The sequence below is a fragment of the Sphingobium fluminis genome (genome assembly GCF_037723805.1).
Lineage (GTDB): Bacteria > Pseudomonadota > Alphaproteobacteria > Sphingomonadales > Sphingomonadaceae > Sphingobium.
Genome location: NZ_JBBJUK010000004.1, coordinates 13,640 through 29,672 on the forward strand (window position 1 = coordinate 13,640; position 16,033 = coordinate 29,672).

Consider the following 16,033-nt stretch of genomic DNA (forward strand, 5'->3'; position numbering starts at 1 on the left):
TCGCGCCCATGCGTATCATCCTTGCCCTTGCCGCCCTGCTGTCCTCCACCGCCACCGCACGCGCCGCGACTGCGCAGGATGAGCAGGTCTGGCTCAACCTGACCGCGATGGGGCGGATTTCCGGCAAGCTCGTCTATCTGGCCGAATTGCAGCCGCGCTTCGGCAATGGCGTGTCTCGGCTCGATCAGATGATCGTGCGCGGCGCGGTCGGGTGGAAGCTGTCGCCCACAATGACCGTCTATCAGGGCTATGCCCATATCGCCGTGCCGGTCGAGGGCGGGCGCGACCTCAACGAGGAGCGTAGTTTCCAGCAGCTCAGCTGGACGTTGGGCAAGCCCTGGGGCGGCGAATTGTCGTCGCGTTCACGGATGGAACAGCGCTGGCGGTCCGATGGCAGCGACATGGGATGGCGGCTGCGCGAAATGCTGCGCTATGAAAAGCCGCTGCGGCCCGGAAGCCAGGCGGTCAATGCGCTGGTTTCCGTCGAGGGTTTCGTCGCGCTCAACGACACCGACTGGGGCGCACGGGGCGGCTTTGATCAGGTGCGCAGCTTCGTAGGCGCCGAGGTTGCGGTCAAAGGCGCGTCGACGCTGGAGATCGGTTACCTCAACCAGGTCGTCAACCAGTCACACCGGCGGACTCGCGTCAATCATGTCGCGTCGATCACCCTGATCGTCCGCCCCTGACTATTACCGCCGGTCGCCTTCGTGCAGCTTCGCCCATAGCTGCGCCGTGCCTGCTTCCTGTGCCTTGTTCGTATACTGCGCGGCGACCAGCCAGCCCTTGATCGGTCGCAGCGGCAGCACGGTCGTGAGGATCAGCACTGGAATGCCCACCGCGATATGGACCCATAGGCCGGGCCGCGCGAGGATTTCGAGCATGACGATGAAGACGACGCCGGGTACGCAGGCGAACAGCTGCACGAAGACAGCCGGACCATCGGCGGGATCGGCGAAGTCGTAGCTGAGGTCGCACACCTCGCACCGATCGCGCACGGTCAGAAAGCCAGTGAAGATATGCCCTTCGCCGCAGCGTGGACAGCGGCCCCGCGCCCCGGTTTCAAGCGCCGGACGGCGGAGCCAGCGCCGGCCCTTTTCATCCATCCAAAAATTCTCGCCGGACTCGTCCATGATCGTTCCTTGTTTCCCGCGCATCATGTGGGGATCAGTGGGGAACGGGCAATTGGGCCTTTTGTCCCACCCCATCGCGCATCAATCGTCGCGAGACTGGTAAAGCGAACCCGAAAGCGGTATCGGCGCGGCCAATCGATCAGAGATAAAAGGCAGTTTCATGGGTTTTCGTTGCGGTATCGTCGGGCTTCCCAATGTCGGCAAGTCCACCCTGTTCAACGCGCTGACCGAAACGCAGGCGGCGCAGGCTGCGAATTATCCCTTCTGCACGATCGAACCCAATGAGGGCCGCGTCGCCGTCCCCGACGATCGGCTCCAGACCATCGCGAAGATCGGCGGATCGGCCAAGATCATCGAAACCCAGCTTGCCTTCGTCGATATCGCCGGGCTGGTGCGGGGGGCGTCGAAGGGGGAGGGCCTGGGCAACCAGTTTCTCGCCAATATCCGCGAGACCGACGCCATCGTCCATGTGCTGCGCTGTTTCGACGATGACGACATCACCCATGTCGAGAATAAGGTCGACCCGATCGCCGATGCCGAGACGGTCGAGACCGAACTCATGCTGGCCGACCTCGAAAGTCTGGAAAAGCGCGTCCCCAACCTGTTGAAAAAAGGGGCGCAAGGCGACAAGGAGGCCAAGGCCGCCGCCGCCGTGCTGGGTCAGGCGCTCGACCTGTTGCGCGATGGCAAGCCGGCCCGGCTGACGCAGCCGCGCGACGAGGAGGAATCCCGGCTGTTCGCGCAGGCGCAGTTGCTGACCGCCAAGCCGGTGCTCTATATCTGCAATGTCGAGGAAGCCGCCGCGTCGGAGGGCAATGCCTATAGCGCGCGCGTGTTCGAGAAGGCGGCGGCCGAAAAGGCGCGGGCCGTGATCGTGTCCGCCGCGATCGAGGCCGAACTGGTCACCATGCCGGTCGAGGAACGCGGCGAATATCTCGAAGCGCTGGGGCTGGAGGAAGCCGGCCTCGCGCGGATCATCCGGGCGGGCTATGAATTGCTCGGCCTCATCACCTTCTTCACCGTCGGGCCGAAGGAAGCGCGCGCCTGGACCGTGCATCGCGGATCGAAAGCCCCGCAGGCAGCCGGTTCGATCCACACCGATTTCGAAAAGGGCTTCATCCGCGCCGAAACCATGGCCTATGCCGATTATGTCCAGTATAATGGCGAGGCCGGGGCCAAGGATGCGGGCAAGTGGCGCTCGGAAGGCAAGGACTATGTGACGCAGGATGGCGATATCATGCTGTTCCGCTTCAACGTCTGACCGCCGCAGCTCTTGGCGCTGAAATTCGCCTTTCCGCCGAGCGTCGACGCCGACACGCGGCTGCTGGTGCTGGGGAGCCTGCCCGGCGACGCGTCGATCCGGCAGGGGGAATATTATGCCCATCGCGGCAACGCCTTCTGGGCGCTGATGGGCGACGTGCTGGGGGAAGATCTGCGGGGCCAGCCCTATGCGATGCGGCTCAAGCGGTTGTAGGCGCGCGGCGTCGGCCTGTGGGACGTGATCGAAAGCGCGCACCGGCCGGGCAGCATGGACAGCGCGATCCGGGGGGCTGAACTGCGGGATCTCGGCGCATTCGTCGCGCGGCTGCCGGCGCTGCGCGCGGTCGCGTTCAACGGCAAGACGGCGGCGTTGCACGGCCGCCGGCAACTGGGCGCGGCGCGGGGGCTGGCGTTCATCGACCTGCCCTCGTCCAGCGGCGCGTTCGCCAGCCTGTCGCGCGAGGCGAAACGGGCCGCATGGATGGCGATGGCCGAGCATCTGGAATGAGCGGCGCGCGGCTTGATGCAAGGGCCGGTCGCTCCTAAATTGCGTGCTTGCTATGGAAGGCATCGATGTGCGCGACGAAACCGTTTATTTCGAGGACATCGCCCTCGGCGATTCCATCAGCTTCGGGCCGATCACCTTGTCTCGCGAGGATAGCATCGCCTTCGCCGCCGAATATGACTCCCAGCCCTTCCATCTGTCCGACGAGGCGGCGGCCAAAACCCATTTCGGCAGCCTGTCGGCGAGCGGGTGGCACACCACCGCCCTTTTCATGAAGATGTTCGTCGCCGAAATTCAGAAGAATCCGGGCCAGCAAGCGGCGAGCCTCGGCGCGATCGGAGTCGACGAGTTGCGCTGGCTGCGGCCGGTACGGCCCGGCGATACGTTGCGGGGATCGTCAGAAGTGGTCGAAAAGACGCCATCGCGCAGCCGCCCGGAAATGGGGATAGTGCGCAATAAGGTGACGTTGCTCAATCAGAATGACGAGCGGGTGCTGACGATGATTCCGATCACCATGTGGCGCACGCGGCCGCAATAGGCGGCGGATTGGCAAAGGCCACCAGGTTGAAGAGCGGCTATGGTCACCGTGCCGCCCAAATCCTATGGCGCCTCCATGATCAGCGCTCTCCCTCGGCCTGCCCCGCCGCCATCCGCCGGCCTCTCGCCGAGCCACGCCCTGCTGGCGCTCGCTGTCGTTGCGGTATGGGGGACGAATTTCGTCGTGATCCGGCTTGCGCTGGATCATCTTCCCCCGCTGCTCTTTGCGACGCTGCGTTTCTGCTTCGCGTTTTTGCCGGCCGCGCTGATCGTCAGGCGGCCGGCCGTGTCCTGGCGATCGCTTGCGGGCTACGGCCTGTTCATCGGCTTCGGACAGTTCGGCCTGCTCTACATCGCGATGCGCGACCAGATCTCGCCGGGCCTGGCGTCGCTGGTGGTGCAAAGCCAGGTGTTCTTCACGATCGCCCTCGCCATGTATTTTTCAGGGGAGCGGGTGCGATCCTTTCAGATCGTCGCGCTCCTGCTGGCGGTCGGCGGACTGGGGTTGATCCTGTCGCACTCCGACGGGTCGACGACTCCGCTCGGCCTGATGCTGGTGATTATGGCGGCCATGAGCTGGGCGATCGGCAACCACATCGTCAAGATAAGCGGCGCGACCAATATGCTTGCCTATGTCGTCTGGGCCAGCCTGTTTTCCGTACCGCCATTGTTTCTGGGGTCTTTCTTGCTGGAGGGGCCGGCGGCGATGGAAGCCGGGGTCATGCAGGCGGATGCGCTGACCTGGGCGGCCGTGCTGTGGCAGTCGGTGGGCAACACCTTGTTCGCTTATGCCGCCTGGGGCTGGTTGCTGACGCGCCATCCGGCCGCGACGGTGACGCCGACCGCGTTGCTGGTGCCGGTTTTCGGCATGGGCGCATCCGCGTGGCTGCTGGGCGAGGCGATGCCCGCCTGGAAGCTTGGTGCCGCGCTTCTCGTGATGGGCGGCCTCGCGATCAACATTTTGTGGCCGCTCGTCAGCCGCAACAGATATTGAAGGGGGCGGGTCCCCAGAGACTGCTCATTTCCGCCCGAACAGTTTTTCGATATCGCCATGGCCAAGCTTTACCCAGGTCGGCCGGCCATGGTTGCACTGGCCCGACCGTGGCGTCACTTCCATTTCGCGCAGGAGGGCGTTCATTTCCGCGACGCTGAGCACCCGCCCGGCGCGGACCGAGCCGTGGCAGGCCATGGTGGCCGCGACGAGGTCGATCCGCTCCTTGAGTGAGAGCGCGCTGTCATAGGCGGCGAGATCATCGGCCAGGTCCGTCACCAACCCGACCGCATCGGCCTGCCCCAGCATTGCGGGGATCGCGCGCACCAGCATCGCCGCCGGGCCGAAGCGTTCGAGGTCTAGGCCGAAGGCGTGCAGTTCCTCGATCCGCGCTTCCAGCCGGTCGCAGGCGGGCTCGTCCAGTTCCACGACTTCGGGCAGGAGCAGCGCCTGGCTCGCAACGCCCTGCCCTTCCATCGCCCGCCGCATGCGCTCCAGCGTGAGACGCTCATGAGCGGCATGCTGGTCGACGATGACGAGGCCGTCCTGCGCCTCCGCCACGATATAGGTGCGCGCGACCTGGCCGCGCGCGACGCCGAGCGGGAAGTTCTGGGCTTGCAGCGCTGGCGCGGCGGCGGGCTCGGCGCGGGCCTGCGGCGGCGGGGTCATGAAGCTGCTGCGGCGATCGGCGAGCGTACCGAAGCTTGGCACGCTACCTACCCCAACCGCGTCGAAAATCGGCATCGCGCCGATCGGCGTGGGTGAGATAGGCTCTGGCCGCCAGGCCGACAGCGCGGCGGGATCGGCATGCTGAACCGAGCGGAACCCTTCGGCGTCGAGTGCGCGGCGCAGGCCGGACACGATCATTCCCCGGATCAGCGCCGGCTCGCGAAAGCGCACTTCGGTCTTGGCCGGGTGGACATTGACGTCGACCTCCAGCGGGGGAACGTCGAGGAACAACGCGACCACCGGATGACGGTCGCGCGCGAGCAGGTCCGCATAGGCGCCCCGCACCGCCCCGATCAGCAGCCGGTCGCGCACCGGGCGGCCGTTGACGAACAGATATTGGTGATCGCCGACGCCGCGATTATAGGTGGGCAGCGACGCGACGCCAGACAGGCTTATGCCCTCCCGCTCAAGCCCGATAATGACGTGGTTCTGCGCCAGCGCGCGATCGGTGAGCGCGGCGACCCGCTCTTCCCGCGCCTCGCCCGCCTGCACCCCCAGCACGCGCCGCCCGTCATGTTCGAGCGAAAAGGCGACGGCGGGATGTGCCATTGCGAGACGGCGCACGATATCGAGACAGGCGGCATATTCGGACCTGGCCGAGCGCAGGAACTTGCGGCGAGCGGGCACCTTGCCGAAAAGCTGTTCCACGGTGACGCGCGTGCCGGGGGGCAGCGCGGCGGGACCTTCACTCGCCAGCACGCCATTGTCGATCGTGCGGTTCCAGCCATCCGCGCCGCGTGGCCGGCTGTCGATCGCAAGCCTGGCGACGCTTGCTATGGAAGGGAGCGCCTCGCCCCTGAAACCAAGTGTCGACACATTCTCGATATTCTCGTCGGGCAGTTTCGAGGTGGCGTGGCGTTCGAGCGCAAGTGCGATGTCGGCCGCGTTCATCCCGCACCCGTCGTCGCTGACTTCGATCCGGTCGAGGCCCCCATTGGCGAGGCGGATGGCGATCCGCACGGCTCCGGCGTCGAGCGCGTTCTCGACAATTTCCTTGAGCGCGCTGGCGGGCCTTTCCACCACTTCACCGGCAGCGATACGATTGACCAGATGTTCGGGAAGGCGGCGTATTGACATTGATTAGTGACTAGCCCAAGCGAGCGACTTCCGCGACCCGCCTGCCCTCATATTTTTGACGCAAGAGACATGAAGCTGGCTGGCGGCGCGGCAAGTGATCGAAAATCGTGCCGCTCCAGCCCGGGAACCGCACGCTGAACAGGATACCGCATGTCGATCTTTTCGCGTCTCTTCAAGCTATCATCGCAGGATATGGCCATCGACCTCGGCACGGCCAACACGGTCGTGTACGTGCGCGGGCGCGGCATCGTCCTTAATGAACCCTCGGTGGTCGCCGTCGAAACGATCAATGGGGTAAAGCGCGTCAAGGCCGTCGGCGACGACGCCAAGCTGATGATGGGCAAGACACCCGATTCGATCGAGGCGATCCGGCCGCTGCGCGATGGCGTGATCGCCGATATCGACGTCGCCGAACAGATGATCAAGCATTTCATCACCAAGGTGCATGGCGGCAAGTCGCGCCCATGGCGCTTTCCCGAAATCGTGATTTGCGTGCCGTCGGGCTCCACCAAAGTCGAGCGCCGCGCCATTCGCGACGCCGCCAGCAATGCGGGCGCGAGCCAGGTATTCCTGATCGAGGAGCCGATGGCGGCGGCGATCGGCGCGGACATGCCGGTGACCGAGCCGATCGGCTCCATGGTGGTGGATATCGGCGGCGGCACGACCGAAGTCGCCGTGCTGTCCTTGCGCGGCCTCGCCTACACCACGTCGGTGCGCGTGGGCGGCGACAAGATGGACGAGGCGATCGTGTCGTTCGTGCGGCGTCACCACAATTTGCTGATCGGCGAAGCGACGGCCGAGCGCATCAAGAAGCAGTTCGGCGTCGCCCAGCCGCCCGAAGATGGCGTGGGCGAGACGATCCACATCAAGGGCCGCGACCTCGTCAACGGCGTGCCCAAGGAAATATCGATCAACCAGGGCCAGCTGGCCGACGCGCTCGCCGAGCCGATCAGCACGATCGTCGAGGGCGTCCGCATCGCGCTTGAAAACACCGCGCCCGAACTCGCCGCCGATATCGTCGACCAGGGCATCGTTCTGACCGGCGGCGGCGCGCTGCTCAAGGGACTGGACGATGAGTTGCGCGACGAGACCGGGTTGCCGGTCACGATCGCCGAAGATCCGTTGACCTGCGTCGCTATCGGCACGGGCCGCGCGATGGAAGATCCCATGTTCCGGGGCGTGCTTCAGACCGGCTGAGCCGGAATGGTTGGTTTCGATCGATTTCCATGGCATCAGACGATCCCGTCTGGCTGGACATCGCTCTGGTTTGACGCCCTTAAGCGGAGCAACAGGCAATGGCGCGGCCCCCTAGCCGGCGCCCCGGTCAAAACCGGAAGGCGCAATATAGCCTCTTCGCCAGCTATGTCATCGCGATGACGGGGGCGGCGATCGGGCTGTTGCTGATCGTGGTCGCGATGTTCGATCCCACCGGCTTTTCCGCGATCCGCGGGGCGACGGCCGAAGTCACGCGCCCGGCCTCCAGCGGCCTCAGGAATATGGTGAGCGGCGTCAGCTCGATCGACGAAGTGCTGGCCGCCTATTTCCGCGCCGGATCGCAGAATGTCGGGCTGCGGCGGCAGGTCGAGGCGGACCGCAACCGCATCATCGAAGCCAAGGCGATCGCGCAGGAAAATGCCCGCCTCAAAAAGCTTCTGAAGCTGGTCGACGAGGATGGCAGCGAGGTGCTGAGCGCGCGGCTGATCAGCTCATCCGCCAGCAGCACGCGTCGCTTTGCCCGGTTGAACGCCGGACGCTGGCAAGGCATCGGACCGGGCATGCCGGTGCGCGCGCCCGAAGGGCTGATCGGCCGGGTTTTCAGCGTGACGCCCAACACGGCCGACGTGCTGTTGCTGACCGACAGCAGCAATATCGTGCCGGTGCGCCGGGCGAGCGACAATATTCCCGCCATCTCCACCGGCACGGGCGACGGGGCCGTCGAGATTCGGGCGTTGTCGGCGGGGCGCAACCCCTTCCGGCCGGGCGAACTGCTGGTCACGTCGGGCATTGGCGGCATCTACCAGCCCAACATCCCGGTAGCGGTGGTCGTCCGCATCGAAGGCGAGATCGCCTATGGCGTGCCGCTGGCCAACCCCGCCAAGGTCGATGCGGTGGTGGTCGAGCGCGCGTTCGAACAGGTCGTGACCCGGTCCGATCCCGCCGTGCAGGCCGGAGCCGAGCCTGCCGCGGACGCCACCGCGCCATGATCGACAGGCGAGTGCAGCCGGTGTCGCGTCTCGGCCGCCATCCTTCTGGTTTCAGGCTGGCCGGGACGCCGGTGATCACGGTCATGCTGGCATCGCTTGTCACGGCGCTGCCGATCGTGGCCCAGTCGCCGGTGATGCCGCCCTTTGGCCTGTTGCTGCTGCTGGCCTGGCGGCTGCTGCGCCCTGAAATGTGGCGCGCATGGATCGCCCTGCCGCTTGGGCTGTTCGACGACATCGCCAGCGGCCAGCCGATCGGCTCCGCCATGTTCCTATGGACGGTTACCCTGATCGCGATCGACACGGTCGAGCAAAGGCTGTTGTGGCGCGATTATCGGCAGGACTGGCTGATCGCGGCGATCGCCATCCTGCTCTGCATCAGCGGCGGGCTGTTTTTCGTTCGCGTGACCGGCGGCGGCGATGTGCGGCTGTGGCTCGTCCTGCCGCAAATGATCTGGACGATCTTGCTGTTTCCCTTCGTGGTGAGGCAATGTGCCCGGATCGACCACTGGCGCGTCATGGCATAAGATTTGGGCATGAAATTTCCCCGTTCCAATCGCAAGATCATTACCGAGGCCGCGCAATCCTTTACCTTCACCCGCCGGGCCATGGTGGTGGGCGGCATCCAGGGCGGCATCGGCGCGCTGCTGGCCGGGCGGATGGCGTGGATCAGCATTGCCGAGAACGAGAAATACAAACTGCTGTCGGAAAGCAATCGGGTCAACCTGACGCTCATTCCGCCGCGCCGTGGCTGGATCATCGATCGCAACGGCCGCCCGCTCGCCACCAACCGTACCGACTTTCGCGTCGACCTGATCCCCGAGCGGGTCAAGGATGTCGATGCGACGGTCGGCAGCCTCGCAAAGCTGCTGGCGATCACCCCCGACGAGGTCGACCGGATCAAGGACGAGCTGGAAAAGGCGCCGGGGTTCCGGCCGGTGCAGGTGGCCGAGAACCTGACCTACGACCAGTTCGCCGCGATCAGCGTGCGCTTGCCCGACCTGCCGGGCGTTGCACCGACGCAGGGCTTTTCGCGCTATTATCCGGCCGGCGCGGCGGTCGGCCATCTGCTGGGCTATGTTGGGGCCGCGTCGGCCAAAGAATATGAGGCGCGCAAGGACCCGTTGCTGATCACGCCCGGCTTCAAGGTCGGCAAGGACGGGCTTGAAAGGTCCTTCGACCTCAGGCTGACGGGCAAGCCCGGCGCCAAGCGGGTCGAGGTGACAGCGCGCGGCAAGATCGTGCGCGAGCTGACGACGCGGCCCGATACGCCCGGAAACACCATCCGCCTGACGATAGACGCGGGTTTGCAGGAATATGCCGGGCGGAGGCTGGCCACCCAGAGCGGATCGGTGGTGGTGATCGACTGTCATAATGGCGACGTGCTCGCCATGGCATCGATGCCGAGCTTCGATCCTAACAGCTTTTCCGACGGCATCAGCCATGTCGAATGGGAAATGCTGTCGAAGGACGATCATGTCCCCCTGCGCAACAAGGTGTTGCAGGGGCTGTATCCGCCCGGGTCGACGGTGAAGCCGATGGTGGCGCTGTCGCTGCTGGAGGCCGGAGTCAGCCCCGAGGACACCATCCATTGCGCGGGCGCGGTGCGGGTCGGCAACACCCTGTTCCACTGCTGGAGCCGGCGAGGTCATGGCGCGGTCAACATGCATCGCGGCATCGCCCAGAGCTGCGACATCTATTTCTATCAGATGGCGCAGCGCGTCGGCATGAATGTGATCGCCGACATGGCGCGGCGCGTCGGCATGGGCCAGAAATTCGCCCTGCCCTTCCCCAGCCAAAGCTATGGCACCGTGCCAGACCCGGCCTGGAAAATGAAGAAATACGGCAAGAAATGGGAGGTGTACGACACGGTCAACGCCACCATCGGCCAGGGCTATATGCTCACAAATCCGCTGCAAATGGCGATCATGGCATCGCGCATCGCGTCGGGCCGGCAGCTTGAGCCCAATTTCGTCGCCGGCGCGCGGCGGCGGCCGGCGCCCTCTCTCGGCGCGTCGCCAGAGCATCTCACCGTTATCCGCAACGCCATGAGTGCGGTCGTCAATGGCGGCGGCACGGGCGGCGCGGCGCGCATGAACATCCCAGGCGTGCTGATGGCGGGCAAGACCGGCACCGCGCAGGTCCGCCGCATCACCATGGCGGAGCGCGCGGGCGGCGTGCGCGGCAATGCCGGGCTGCCCTTCAAGCTGCGCGATCATGCCCTATTCCAGGGGTTCGCGCCGTTCGACAATCCGCGCTACGCCGTTGCCTGCATCATCGAACATGGCGGTCATATCAATCGCAACGAAGACGCGCCGATGATCGCCAGCGACACATTATCCTATCTGTTCGATCCGGCAAAAGCGCTGGAGAAGCTTGAGACGCTCGAAAAAGGATGGGGCGGCCCGCCGGCCGAGCGCATGGCCCGGCAGATGGGCGCTTTTCGCCTCGCCAAGGCGATCGAGACAGGCGAAGCGCCGCCGGACGCCGCGAGCGCGGCGGGCAACATGGCTTCTCCTGCAAGCCATAATGCGACACCGCTCCATCCCGGTCCCGAAAATGATCCGAATGAGGTCGACGACGTACCGCCGCCGCCCGGATCGCCTGCCGCTGCGAACGGTGCGACGCCATGAGTATCATTCCCCAGCCGCTTACGGATTTCCCCTGGCGCGTGCTGGCGCTTCTGCTGGCTATCGCCTTTTTCGGGACGCTGGTGCTGTATAGCGCGGCCGGTGGCAGCATCACCCCATGGGCGATCAACCAGGGCTTACGTTTCTGCGTGTTTTCGGGGATGGCGCTGGTGCTCAGCCGAATTCCGCTGGAGCAAGTCGCACGCCTGGCCTTCCCCGCTTATGGCGCTATCCTCGTGGCGCTGGTGCTCGTGGAGCTGATCGGAGGCGTCGCCGGCGGGAGCCAGCGCTGGATCAACCTTGGCTTTATGCAGTTGCAGCCATCGGAATTCATGAAGCCTGTGATCGTCCTCGCCGTCGCGCGATTCTATGCTCTGCTGCCGGTAGGCGAAATCCGTCGCTGGGGCGCGATCTGGCCGGCGCTGGGCCTGATCGGCGCGCCCGCCGCGCTGGTGCTGGTTCAGCCCGACCTTGGCACCGCAACCATGATCGCGGCGGGCGGCATCACGGTGATGTTTCTCGCCGGTCTGCCGCTTCGCCTGTTCGTGGGGTCGGGCCTGACCCTTGCCGCGGTCGTGCCGGTCGCCTTCAGCTTCCTGCACGATTATCAGAAAAACCGCATCCTGATCTTCCTCGACCCGGAAAGCGATCCGCTGGGCGCGGGCTATCATATCAGCCAGTCCAAGATCGCGATCGGATCAGGCGGCATATTGGGCAAGGGATTCCTCAACGGGACGCAGAGCCATCTCGACTATCTGCCCGAAGGCCACACCGATTTCGTGTTCGCGACCATGGCGGAGGAATGGGGGATGATGGGCGGCATCTTCCTGATCGGCGCCTTCGCGCTGCTTTTCCGCTGGGGCATTCGCGTGGGATTGCGCACCCCCGACAAATTCGCGCGCATGACCGCGGCCGGCCTGACCACGACGATTTTTTTCTACGTCGCGATCAACCTGATGATGGTGATGGGTCTGGCCCCGGTCGTGGGAATCCCCCTGCCGTTCATGTCCTATGGCGGTTCCTCGATGCTCACGGTGATGCTGTGTGTTGGCATCATCATGTCGATCGATCGCGCCAGCAAGCGGTCGGGCGGGCTACGAGACTGGGGCTGAATCGCTGCGCTGCGGGATTTGCCGGCGACTCCATCATTTTATGTTTGCAAAGCCCGATGATCATGCTAACCGCGCGCCTCCGGTCGGAAGAAGTCTTTGGACGAACCCTCCGAACAGAAGTGGACGCATAGCTCAGTTGGTAGAGCAGCTGACTCTTAATCAGCGGGTCCTTGGTTCGAGCCCAAGTGCGTCCACCAAACTTTTAAGATACTTAGCAGCAATCTATGCGGGCAGATGATCTTGCGCCATAGCGCCAGCAATCAGATAGCAATCATGCGAGCCGTTTCGGTGCCCACGGTGAACCGTCGCTAAGGATTGGTGGTCATGGGGTTACGCTTAAATTCGCGAAGGCGGCCCGGTTAGGAGCCGCCCCGCCAATTCAGTCGTCAAAGCCAATCCCATAGGACTTCAGGACAGCCGCAGTTGTCTGCCGGGCTTTCTCATAGCCGCCTGGCCCCGCCAGCGCTCGCGTGGTGAATGCCATCAAGCTAGGGCCAGCGTTGTCGAGATAGCAGCCATATTTCTTGTGGGATTGGACGCTGGCATATTCAGCCGGGGCAACGGTGCGCTGATCTTCGTCAACTAATGCGGTGACAATTTCAGGGTTGCAGCCGTGCATAAGCTGATCGAAGCTGCCCACAGCGTCGATGATTTCCCGGTTGCCGTCTTCGAACGCCCTAGCCAGTTCCGCTTGCCGCTGATCGGCAGACATGCTCCGCAGCACGCCACGGATTTCCGCTGCGTCGGCAGAGGGCGCAAAGCCCACAATATGCGTCAGCTTGGTTTCGGCTTCCTTCAGTGAACCGGCAAGCGCCTTGCGCGCGTTATCCCGCTTGGCAGTTGCGTCCCGGCCGAAGCCATCAACATGCTTTTCGACATCGGCCAGATATGCCGCCCGCGTGACAGTAGGGTCAGCCGACTTGCGGGCGACGTTGACACCTTCAGCCGCTTTCAGGATTGCTCAACAATATGCTGTTTGCGAACCTCACACTCGTCGCTCGGTACGCTACCTCGGCGGCGTTCGCCGCTCTTTCACCGGCCCCACACCTGACAACCCATCGGCACTTTCTGGCAGCGCTTCGTGACGGGCCACCAAAGACCCGCGAGGATCGGCCTCGGGAAGGAAATGATGGCAAATAACCCGAATCTGCAAGCCGCTTGGCCCCCGTCATTGCCGATGGCCGGCACCACCGCAAGGCAGGTCAGATTTGAAAACTACCGAACCGGCACCGGGCGACCTCGATCGCCCCTTGCGCTTCACGCCTAGATTTTCTAAGATACATTATGTTTTTAACAATGGCAGGATGCAGTTCCGCAGCTGGAAGGTAATCACGCATGGTTTTCGTGCCGCTTGAAGGCCAACGCTACGACATGCCTGCGATGTTCGGTCCTTCGCCGGTTCCTGACCGCACGGTGATCGACGATGCGCATGCGATCGTACTCAGCTATGTAACATCGCCCGAAGTAGCTGCGTCCTTGCTACCGGGCCACTTCCGGCTGCCGGAGATCGTGACGGCCTCGCTCAGCTATGTCAGTTATCAGAATGTCGATTATCTCGGCGGCAGAGCCTATAATGAGATCGTCTTTTCTGTGAGCGCTGTGCACGGCGATGGGGACGAGACGATCGTTGCGGCCTTTGCACCGATCCTATGGGTCAACAAAGTCGGCGCACTGGTCGCGGGGCGCGAATTTATGGGCCTGGGCAAGTTGTTCGGAACCATTCCTGACGCGTTTGTTGGCGGGGCCGAGGCGAGCTTTAGCTGTTACGAAGACGAGAATTTGCTCCTCAGGGGTTGCGCGTCATCGCTGCGCCGGCTTGCTCCAGCGGCGCTCGAACGAGTCAACGATAAGGCTGGCGAGGTTCGAACCTTCGGCTGGAAATATATTGCCGCTCCCGGTGGCGGTAGCGATCTGGATTACCCGCTCATCAACGTTATGCGTTGGAACTATCGCGACGCCTGGTCGGGAGAGGGCGGGATTGAATTCCAGACGCCTGACCGTCTGGCTGCGCCATTCTCGGCAGCGGCCATCGCCGTTCTGGCCAAGCTGCCGGTCGAAGGGCCGATACGCGCATTTCGTGGCACGGGATGCGCGACGATCGACCGGAGCGCCACGCGCAGGCTGACCGTGCGGGAATGATCCGAGACACTTTTCGAAGAACTGGAATTATCAGTGACTGCCAAAGAGAATGAGGGTCAGCCAGCATCGGCATCCGGGAACGGCGACGGCGACATGCTGCATGAGAAGCTGACGACGATTGCCCTGTCGCGCACCAAGACCTGGGGTAATCTGGAGACGAAATCGCATTATACGCCCGATGACGTGTCCGATGGCGAGGACATAAGGGGCGGCCCCGGCGAATATCCCTTCACGCGCGGCGCATTTCCCCAAATGTATCGGTCGCGCATGTGGAGTATGCGGGAAATCGTGGGCTATGGCGCGCCGGAGGACACGCGTCACGGTCTCGGCCTAGCGATTGAGAATGGCGCATCGGGTCTCAATGTCGTCGACGATGTGCCGACCAAATGGGCGGTCGATCCCGACCATCCGATGTTCCGCAACGATGTCGGCATCGAAGGTGTCTCCCTCCCCACATTGCGCGATTGCGAGCGGCTGATGGAGGGAATCGACCTGTCCAAGATCGATCTTGCCTGGCATTCGATTTCGCTCGTCTATCCGTTGACGGTGGCGGTCCATAAAAAGCGGGGGCAGTCGCTCGATACGTTGTTGGGTTCGCACATGCCGGACTATTTCCATCAGGTGATATCGGGCTGGGGTTCCAAGCTCGTGCCGTCGAACATGGCGCTTCGGATGAGCGCCGGATGCCTTGAATATTCCGCCGCCAACACGCCGCTATGGGCGCTGGGCCTGCCGCAGGCCTATGATATTCGCGAGCGCGGCGTTTCGCCGGCGGGCGAGATCGCGGTTGGCATGGCGATCGTCAACACCTGCCTCGACGATATCGCCAGGCGCGGCACGTCCGTCGACCAGATCGCGCCGCGCATGGCCTGGGTATCGACGTCGGACGTCGATTTCTTCGAGGAGGTCGCCAAGTTCCGCGCCCTGCGCCGCATCTGGGCGCGCACGATGAAGGAACGGTTCGGCGCCACCAACGAGCGCAGCATGCGCCTGCGGATCGCCTGTCATACCGCCGGCAAGTCGCTGGTGTACCAGCAGCCGCTCAACAATATCACGCGCGCCGCGCTCCAGACCTTCGCGGCGATTTGCGGGGGCGTCCAGTCGGTCGAAACCTGCACCTATGACGAGCCTATCTGCATTCCCACCAGGGAAGCGAAGGAACTCGCGCTGCGCACCCAGCAGATATTGGCGCATGAGATCGGCGCCGCGCGCGTGGCCGACCCGCTGGGCGGCAGCTATTATGTCGAAGCGCTCACCGATGCGGTCGAAAAGGAGGCGCTCACGCTGCTGGCGGAGATCGAGCGGCGCGGCCTTGTCGAGGCAATCGAAAGCGGCTGGCTGGAGGGCGAAATGGACAAGTTCAACGTCCAGTATGACCGCGAACTGCACAACAAGGAACGGCTCGTCGTCGGGCTGAACGCCTTCACCAATGCCGACGAAAAGCCGTTCGCACGGTTCGAACCGATGAAGGCCTCCATCCAGAACCATGTCGAGCGCTTCGTCCAGTTCAGGGGCCAGCGGGACATGCCTGTCGTCACGAGCGCCATCAAGCATCTCCATCGTGTCACGCGCGAGGGGGGGAATCCGTACCCCGCCATGATCGACGCCTTCATCGCCGATGCGACCATTTCGGAGGTATGGGGCACGCTGCGCCAGGGGTTCGGCCATGCCTATGACGCCTTCGATGTCTATACCTCGCCATTTGGCCTGTCGGAGAACTGA

At 64.0% G+C, this 16,033-nt stretch carries 14 protein-coding genes, 1 tRNA gene and 1 pseudogene; 13 read left to right on the forward strand and 3 right to left on the reverse strand.

From position 1 onward, the window contains the following. The first annotated feature begins 8 nt into the window (after positions 1-8). On the forward strand, positions 9-686 hold the full coding sequence (locus WG907_RS12090) for a DUF2490 domain-containing protein (RefSeq protein WP_340233095.1): 678 nt from the start codon (positions 9-11) through the stop codon (positions 684-686). A gap of 3 nt (positions 687-689) precedes the next feature. Here the strand turns inward: WG907_RS12090 and WG907_RS12095 are convergent, their stop codons facing one another. Then, positions 690-1,130, reverse strand: coding sequence for a DUF983 domain-containing protein (locus tag WG907_RS12095; RefSeq protein WP_340233096.1), 441 nt, complete (start codon positions 1,128-1,130; stop codon positions 690-692). 160 nt (positions 1,131-1,290) lie between these two features. Between WG907_RS12095 and ychF the strand changes: the two genes are divergently transcribed. The 4 genes and pseudogenes from ychF (at position 1,291) to WG907_RS12115 (ending at position 4,426) form a co-directional block, all read left to right on the forward strand. Next, on the forward strand, positions 1,291-2,391 hold the full coding sequence (gene ychF / locus WG907_RS12100; protein WP_340233098.1) for a redox-regulated ATPase YchF: 1,101 nt from the start codon (positions 1,291-1,293) through the stop codon (positions 2,389-2,391). A gap of 12 nt (positions 2,392-2,403) precedes the next feature. After that, a pseudogene (locus WG907_RS12105) lies at positions 2,404-2,898 on the forward strand (DNA-deoxyinosine glycosylase). A gap of 52 nt (positions 2,899-2,950) precedes the next feature. Then, entirely contained in the window at positions 2,951-3,433 is a 483-nt protein-coding gene (locus WG907_RS12110) for a MaoC family dehydratase (protein ID WP_340233100.1), read from the forward strand. Positions 3,434-3,508: 75 nt separating this feature from the next. Beyond that, positions 3,509-4,426, forward strand: a complete 918-nt coding sequence (locus WG907_RS12115) for an EamA family transporter (RefSeq protein WP_340233102.1) — start codon at positions 3,509-3,511, stop codon at positions 4,424-4,426. A gap of 24 nt (positions 4,427-4,450) precedes the next feature. Here WG907_RS12115 and mutL read toward each other — a convergent pair whose 3' ends face one another. Continuing rightward, positions 4,451-6,229, reverse strand: a complete 1,779-nt coding sequence (mutL, locus tag WG907_RS12120) for a DNA mismatch repair endonuclease MutL (RefSeq protein WP_340233104.1) — start codon at positions 6,227-6,229, stop codon at positions 4,451-4,453. 150 nt (positions 6,230-6,379) lie between these two features. On the opposite strand from mutL, the gene WG907_RS12125 reads away from it, so the two are divergent. The 6 genes from WG907_RS12125 to WG907_RS12150 all read left to right on the forward strand — a co-directional run bounded on the left by WG907_RS12125 (position 6,380) and on the right by WG907_RS12150 (position 12,369). Next, positions 6,380-7,426, forward strand: coding sequence for a rod shape-determining protein (locus WG907_RS12125; RefSeq protein ID WP_340233106.1), 1,047 nt, complete (start codon positions 6,380-6,382; stop codon positions 7,424-7,426). A 98-nt stretch (positions 7,427-7,524) separates the two neighbouring features. After that, positions 7,525-8,433, forward strand: coding sequence for a rod shape-determining protein MreC (gene mreC / locus WG907_RS12130; RefSeq protein ID WP_340233108.1), 909 nt, complete (start codon positions 7,525-7,527; stop codon positions 8,431-8,433). After that, on the forward strand, positions 8,430-8,957 hold the full coding sequence (gene mreD / locus WG907_RS12135; RefSeq protein WP_340233109.1) for a rod shape-determining protein MreD: 528 nt from the start codon (positions 8,430-8,432) through the stop codon (positions 8,955-8,957). The genes mreC and mreD overlap by 4 nt, the downstream gene beginning before the upstream one ends. Positions 8,958-8,966: 9 nt before the next feature. After that, on the forward strand, positions 8,967-11,063 hold the full coding sequence (mrdA, locus tag WG907_RS12140) for a penicillin-binding protein 2 (protein WP_340233110.1): 2,097 nt from the start codon (positions 8,967-8,969) through the stop codon (positions 11,061-11,063). Beyond that, positions 11,060-12,172 carry a rod shape-determining protein RodA gene (gene rodA, locus WG907_RS12145; RefSeq protein ID WP_340233111.1) on the forward strand — a complete coding sequence of 371 codons (1,113 nt, stop codon included), beginning with the start codon at positions 11,060-11,062 and terminating at the stop codon, positions 12,170-12,172. Before mrdA ends, rodA begins: the two co-directional genes overlap by 4 nt. A 121-nt stretch (positions 12,173-12,293) precedes the next feature. Beyond that, positions 12,294-12,369, forward strand: a tRNA-Lys gene (locus WG907_RS12150). 182 nt (positions 12,370-12,551) lie between these two features. On the opposite strand, the gene WG907_RS12155 is transcribed toward WG907_RS12150, so the two are convergent. Next, positions 12,552-12,884, reverse strand: coding sequence for a hypothetical protein (locus tag WG907_RS12155; protein WP_340233112.1), 333 nt, complete (start codon positions 12,882-12,884; stop codon positions 12,552-12,554). A 623-nt stretch (positions 12,885-13,507) separates the two neighbouring features. Between WG907_RS12155 and WG907_RS12160 the strand changes: the two genes are divergently transcribed. Together WG907_RS12160 and WG907_RS12165 are read left to right on the forward strand one after the other, a co-directional pair. After that, positions 13,508-14,311: an acetoacetate decarboxylase family protein gene (locus WG907_RS12160; RefSeq protein WP_340233114.1), complete on the forward strand. Its 804-nt coding sequence runs from the start codon at positions 13,508-13,510 to the stop codon at positions 14,309-14,311. 33 nt (positions 14,312-14,344) lie between these two features. Then, positions 14,345-16,033, forward strand: coding sequence for a methylmalonyl-CoA mutase family protein (locus WG907_RS12165; RefSeq protein WP_340233115.1), 1,689 nt, complete (start codon positions 14,345-14,347; stop codon positions 16,031-16,033).

Excerpts from the sequence above, each read along its gene's own strand:
- WG907_RS12090 (WP_340233095.1), top strand. The coding sequence starts at position 9 with ATGCGTATCATCCTTGCCCTTGCCGCCCTGCTGTCCTCCACCGCCACC.
- WG907_RS12095 (WP_340233096.1), bottom strand. The coding sequence starts at position 1,130 with ATGGACGAGTCCGGCGAGAATTTTTGGATGGATGAAAAGGGCCGGCGC.
- ychF (WP_340233098.1), top strand. The coding sequence starts at position 1,291 with ATGGGTTTTCGTTGCGGTATCGTCGGGCTTCCCAATGTCGGCAAGTCC.
- WG907_RS12110 (WP_340233100.1), top strand. The coding sequence starts at position 2,951 with ATGGAAGGCATCGATGTGCGCGACGAAACCGTTTATTTCGAGGACATC.
- WG907_RS12115 (WP_340233102.1), top strand. The coding sequence starts at position 3,509 with ATGATCAGCGCTCTCCCTCGGCCTGCCCCGCCGCCATCCGCCGGCCTC.
- mutL (WP_340233104.1), bottom strand. The coding sequence starts at position 6,229 with ATGTCAATACGCCGCCTTCCCGAACATCTGGTCAATCGTATCGCTGCC.
- WG907_RS12125 (WP_340233106.1), top strand. The coding sequence starts at position 6,380 with ATGTCGATCTTTTCGCGTCTCTTCAAGCTATCATCGCAGGATATGGCC.
- mreC (WP_340233108.1), top strand. The coding sequence starts at position 7,525 with ATGGCGCGGCCCCCTAGCCGGCGCCCCGGTCAAAACCGGAAGGCGCAA.
- mreD (WP_340233109.1), top strand. The coding sequence starts at position 8,430 with ATGATCGACAGGCGAGTGCAGCCGGTGTCGCGTCTCGGCCGCCATCCT.
- mrdA (WP_340233110.1), top strand. The coding sequence starts at position 8,967 with ATGAAATTTCCCCGTTCCAATCGCAAGATCATTACCGAGGCCGCGCAA.
- rodA (WP_340233111.1), top strand. The coding sequence starts at position 11,060 with ATGAGTATCATTCCCCAGCCGCTTACGGATTTCCCCTGGCGCGTGCTG.
- WG907_RS12155 (WP_340233112.1), bottom strand. The coding sequence starts at position 12,884 with ATGTCTGCCGATCAGCGGCAAGCGGAACTGGCTAGGGCGTTCGAAGAC.
- WG907_RS12160 (WP_340233114.1), top strand. The coding sequence starts at position 13,508 with ATGGTTTTCGTGCCGCTTGAAGGCCAACGCTACGACATGCCTGCGATG.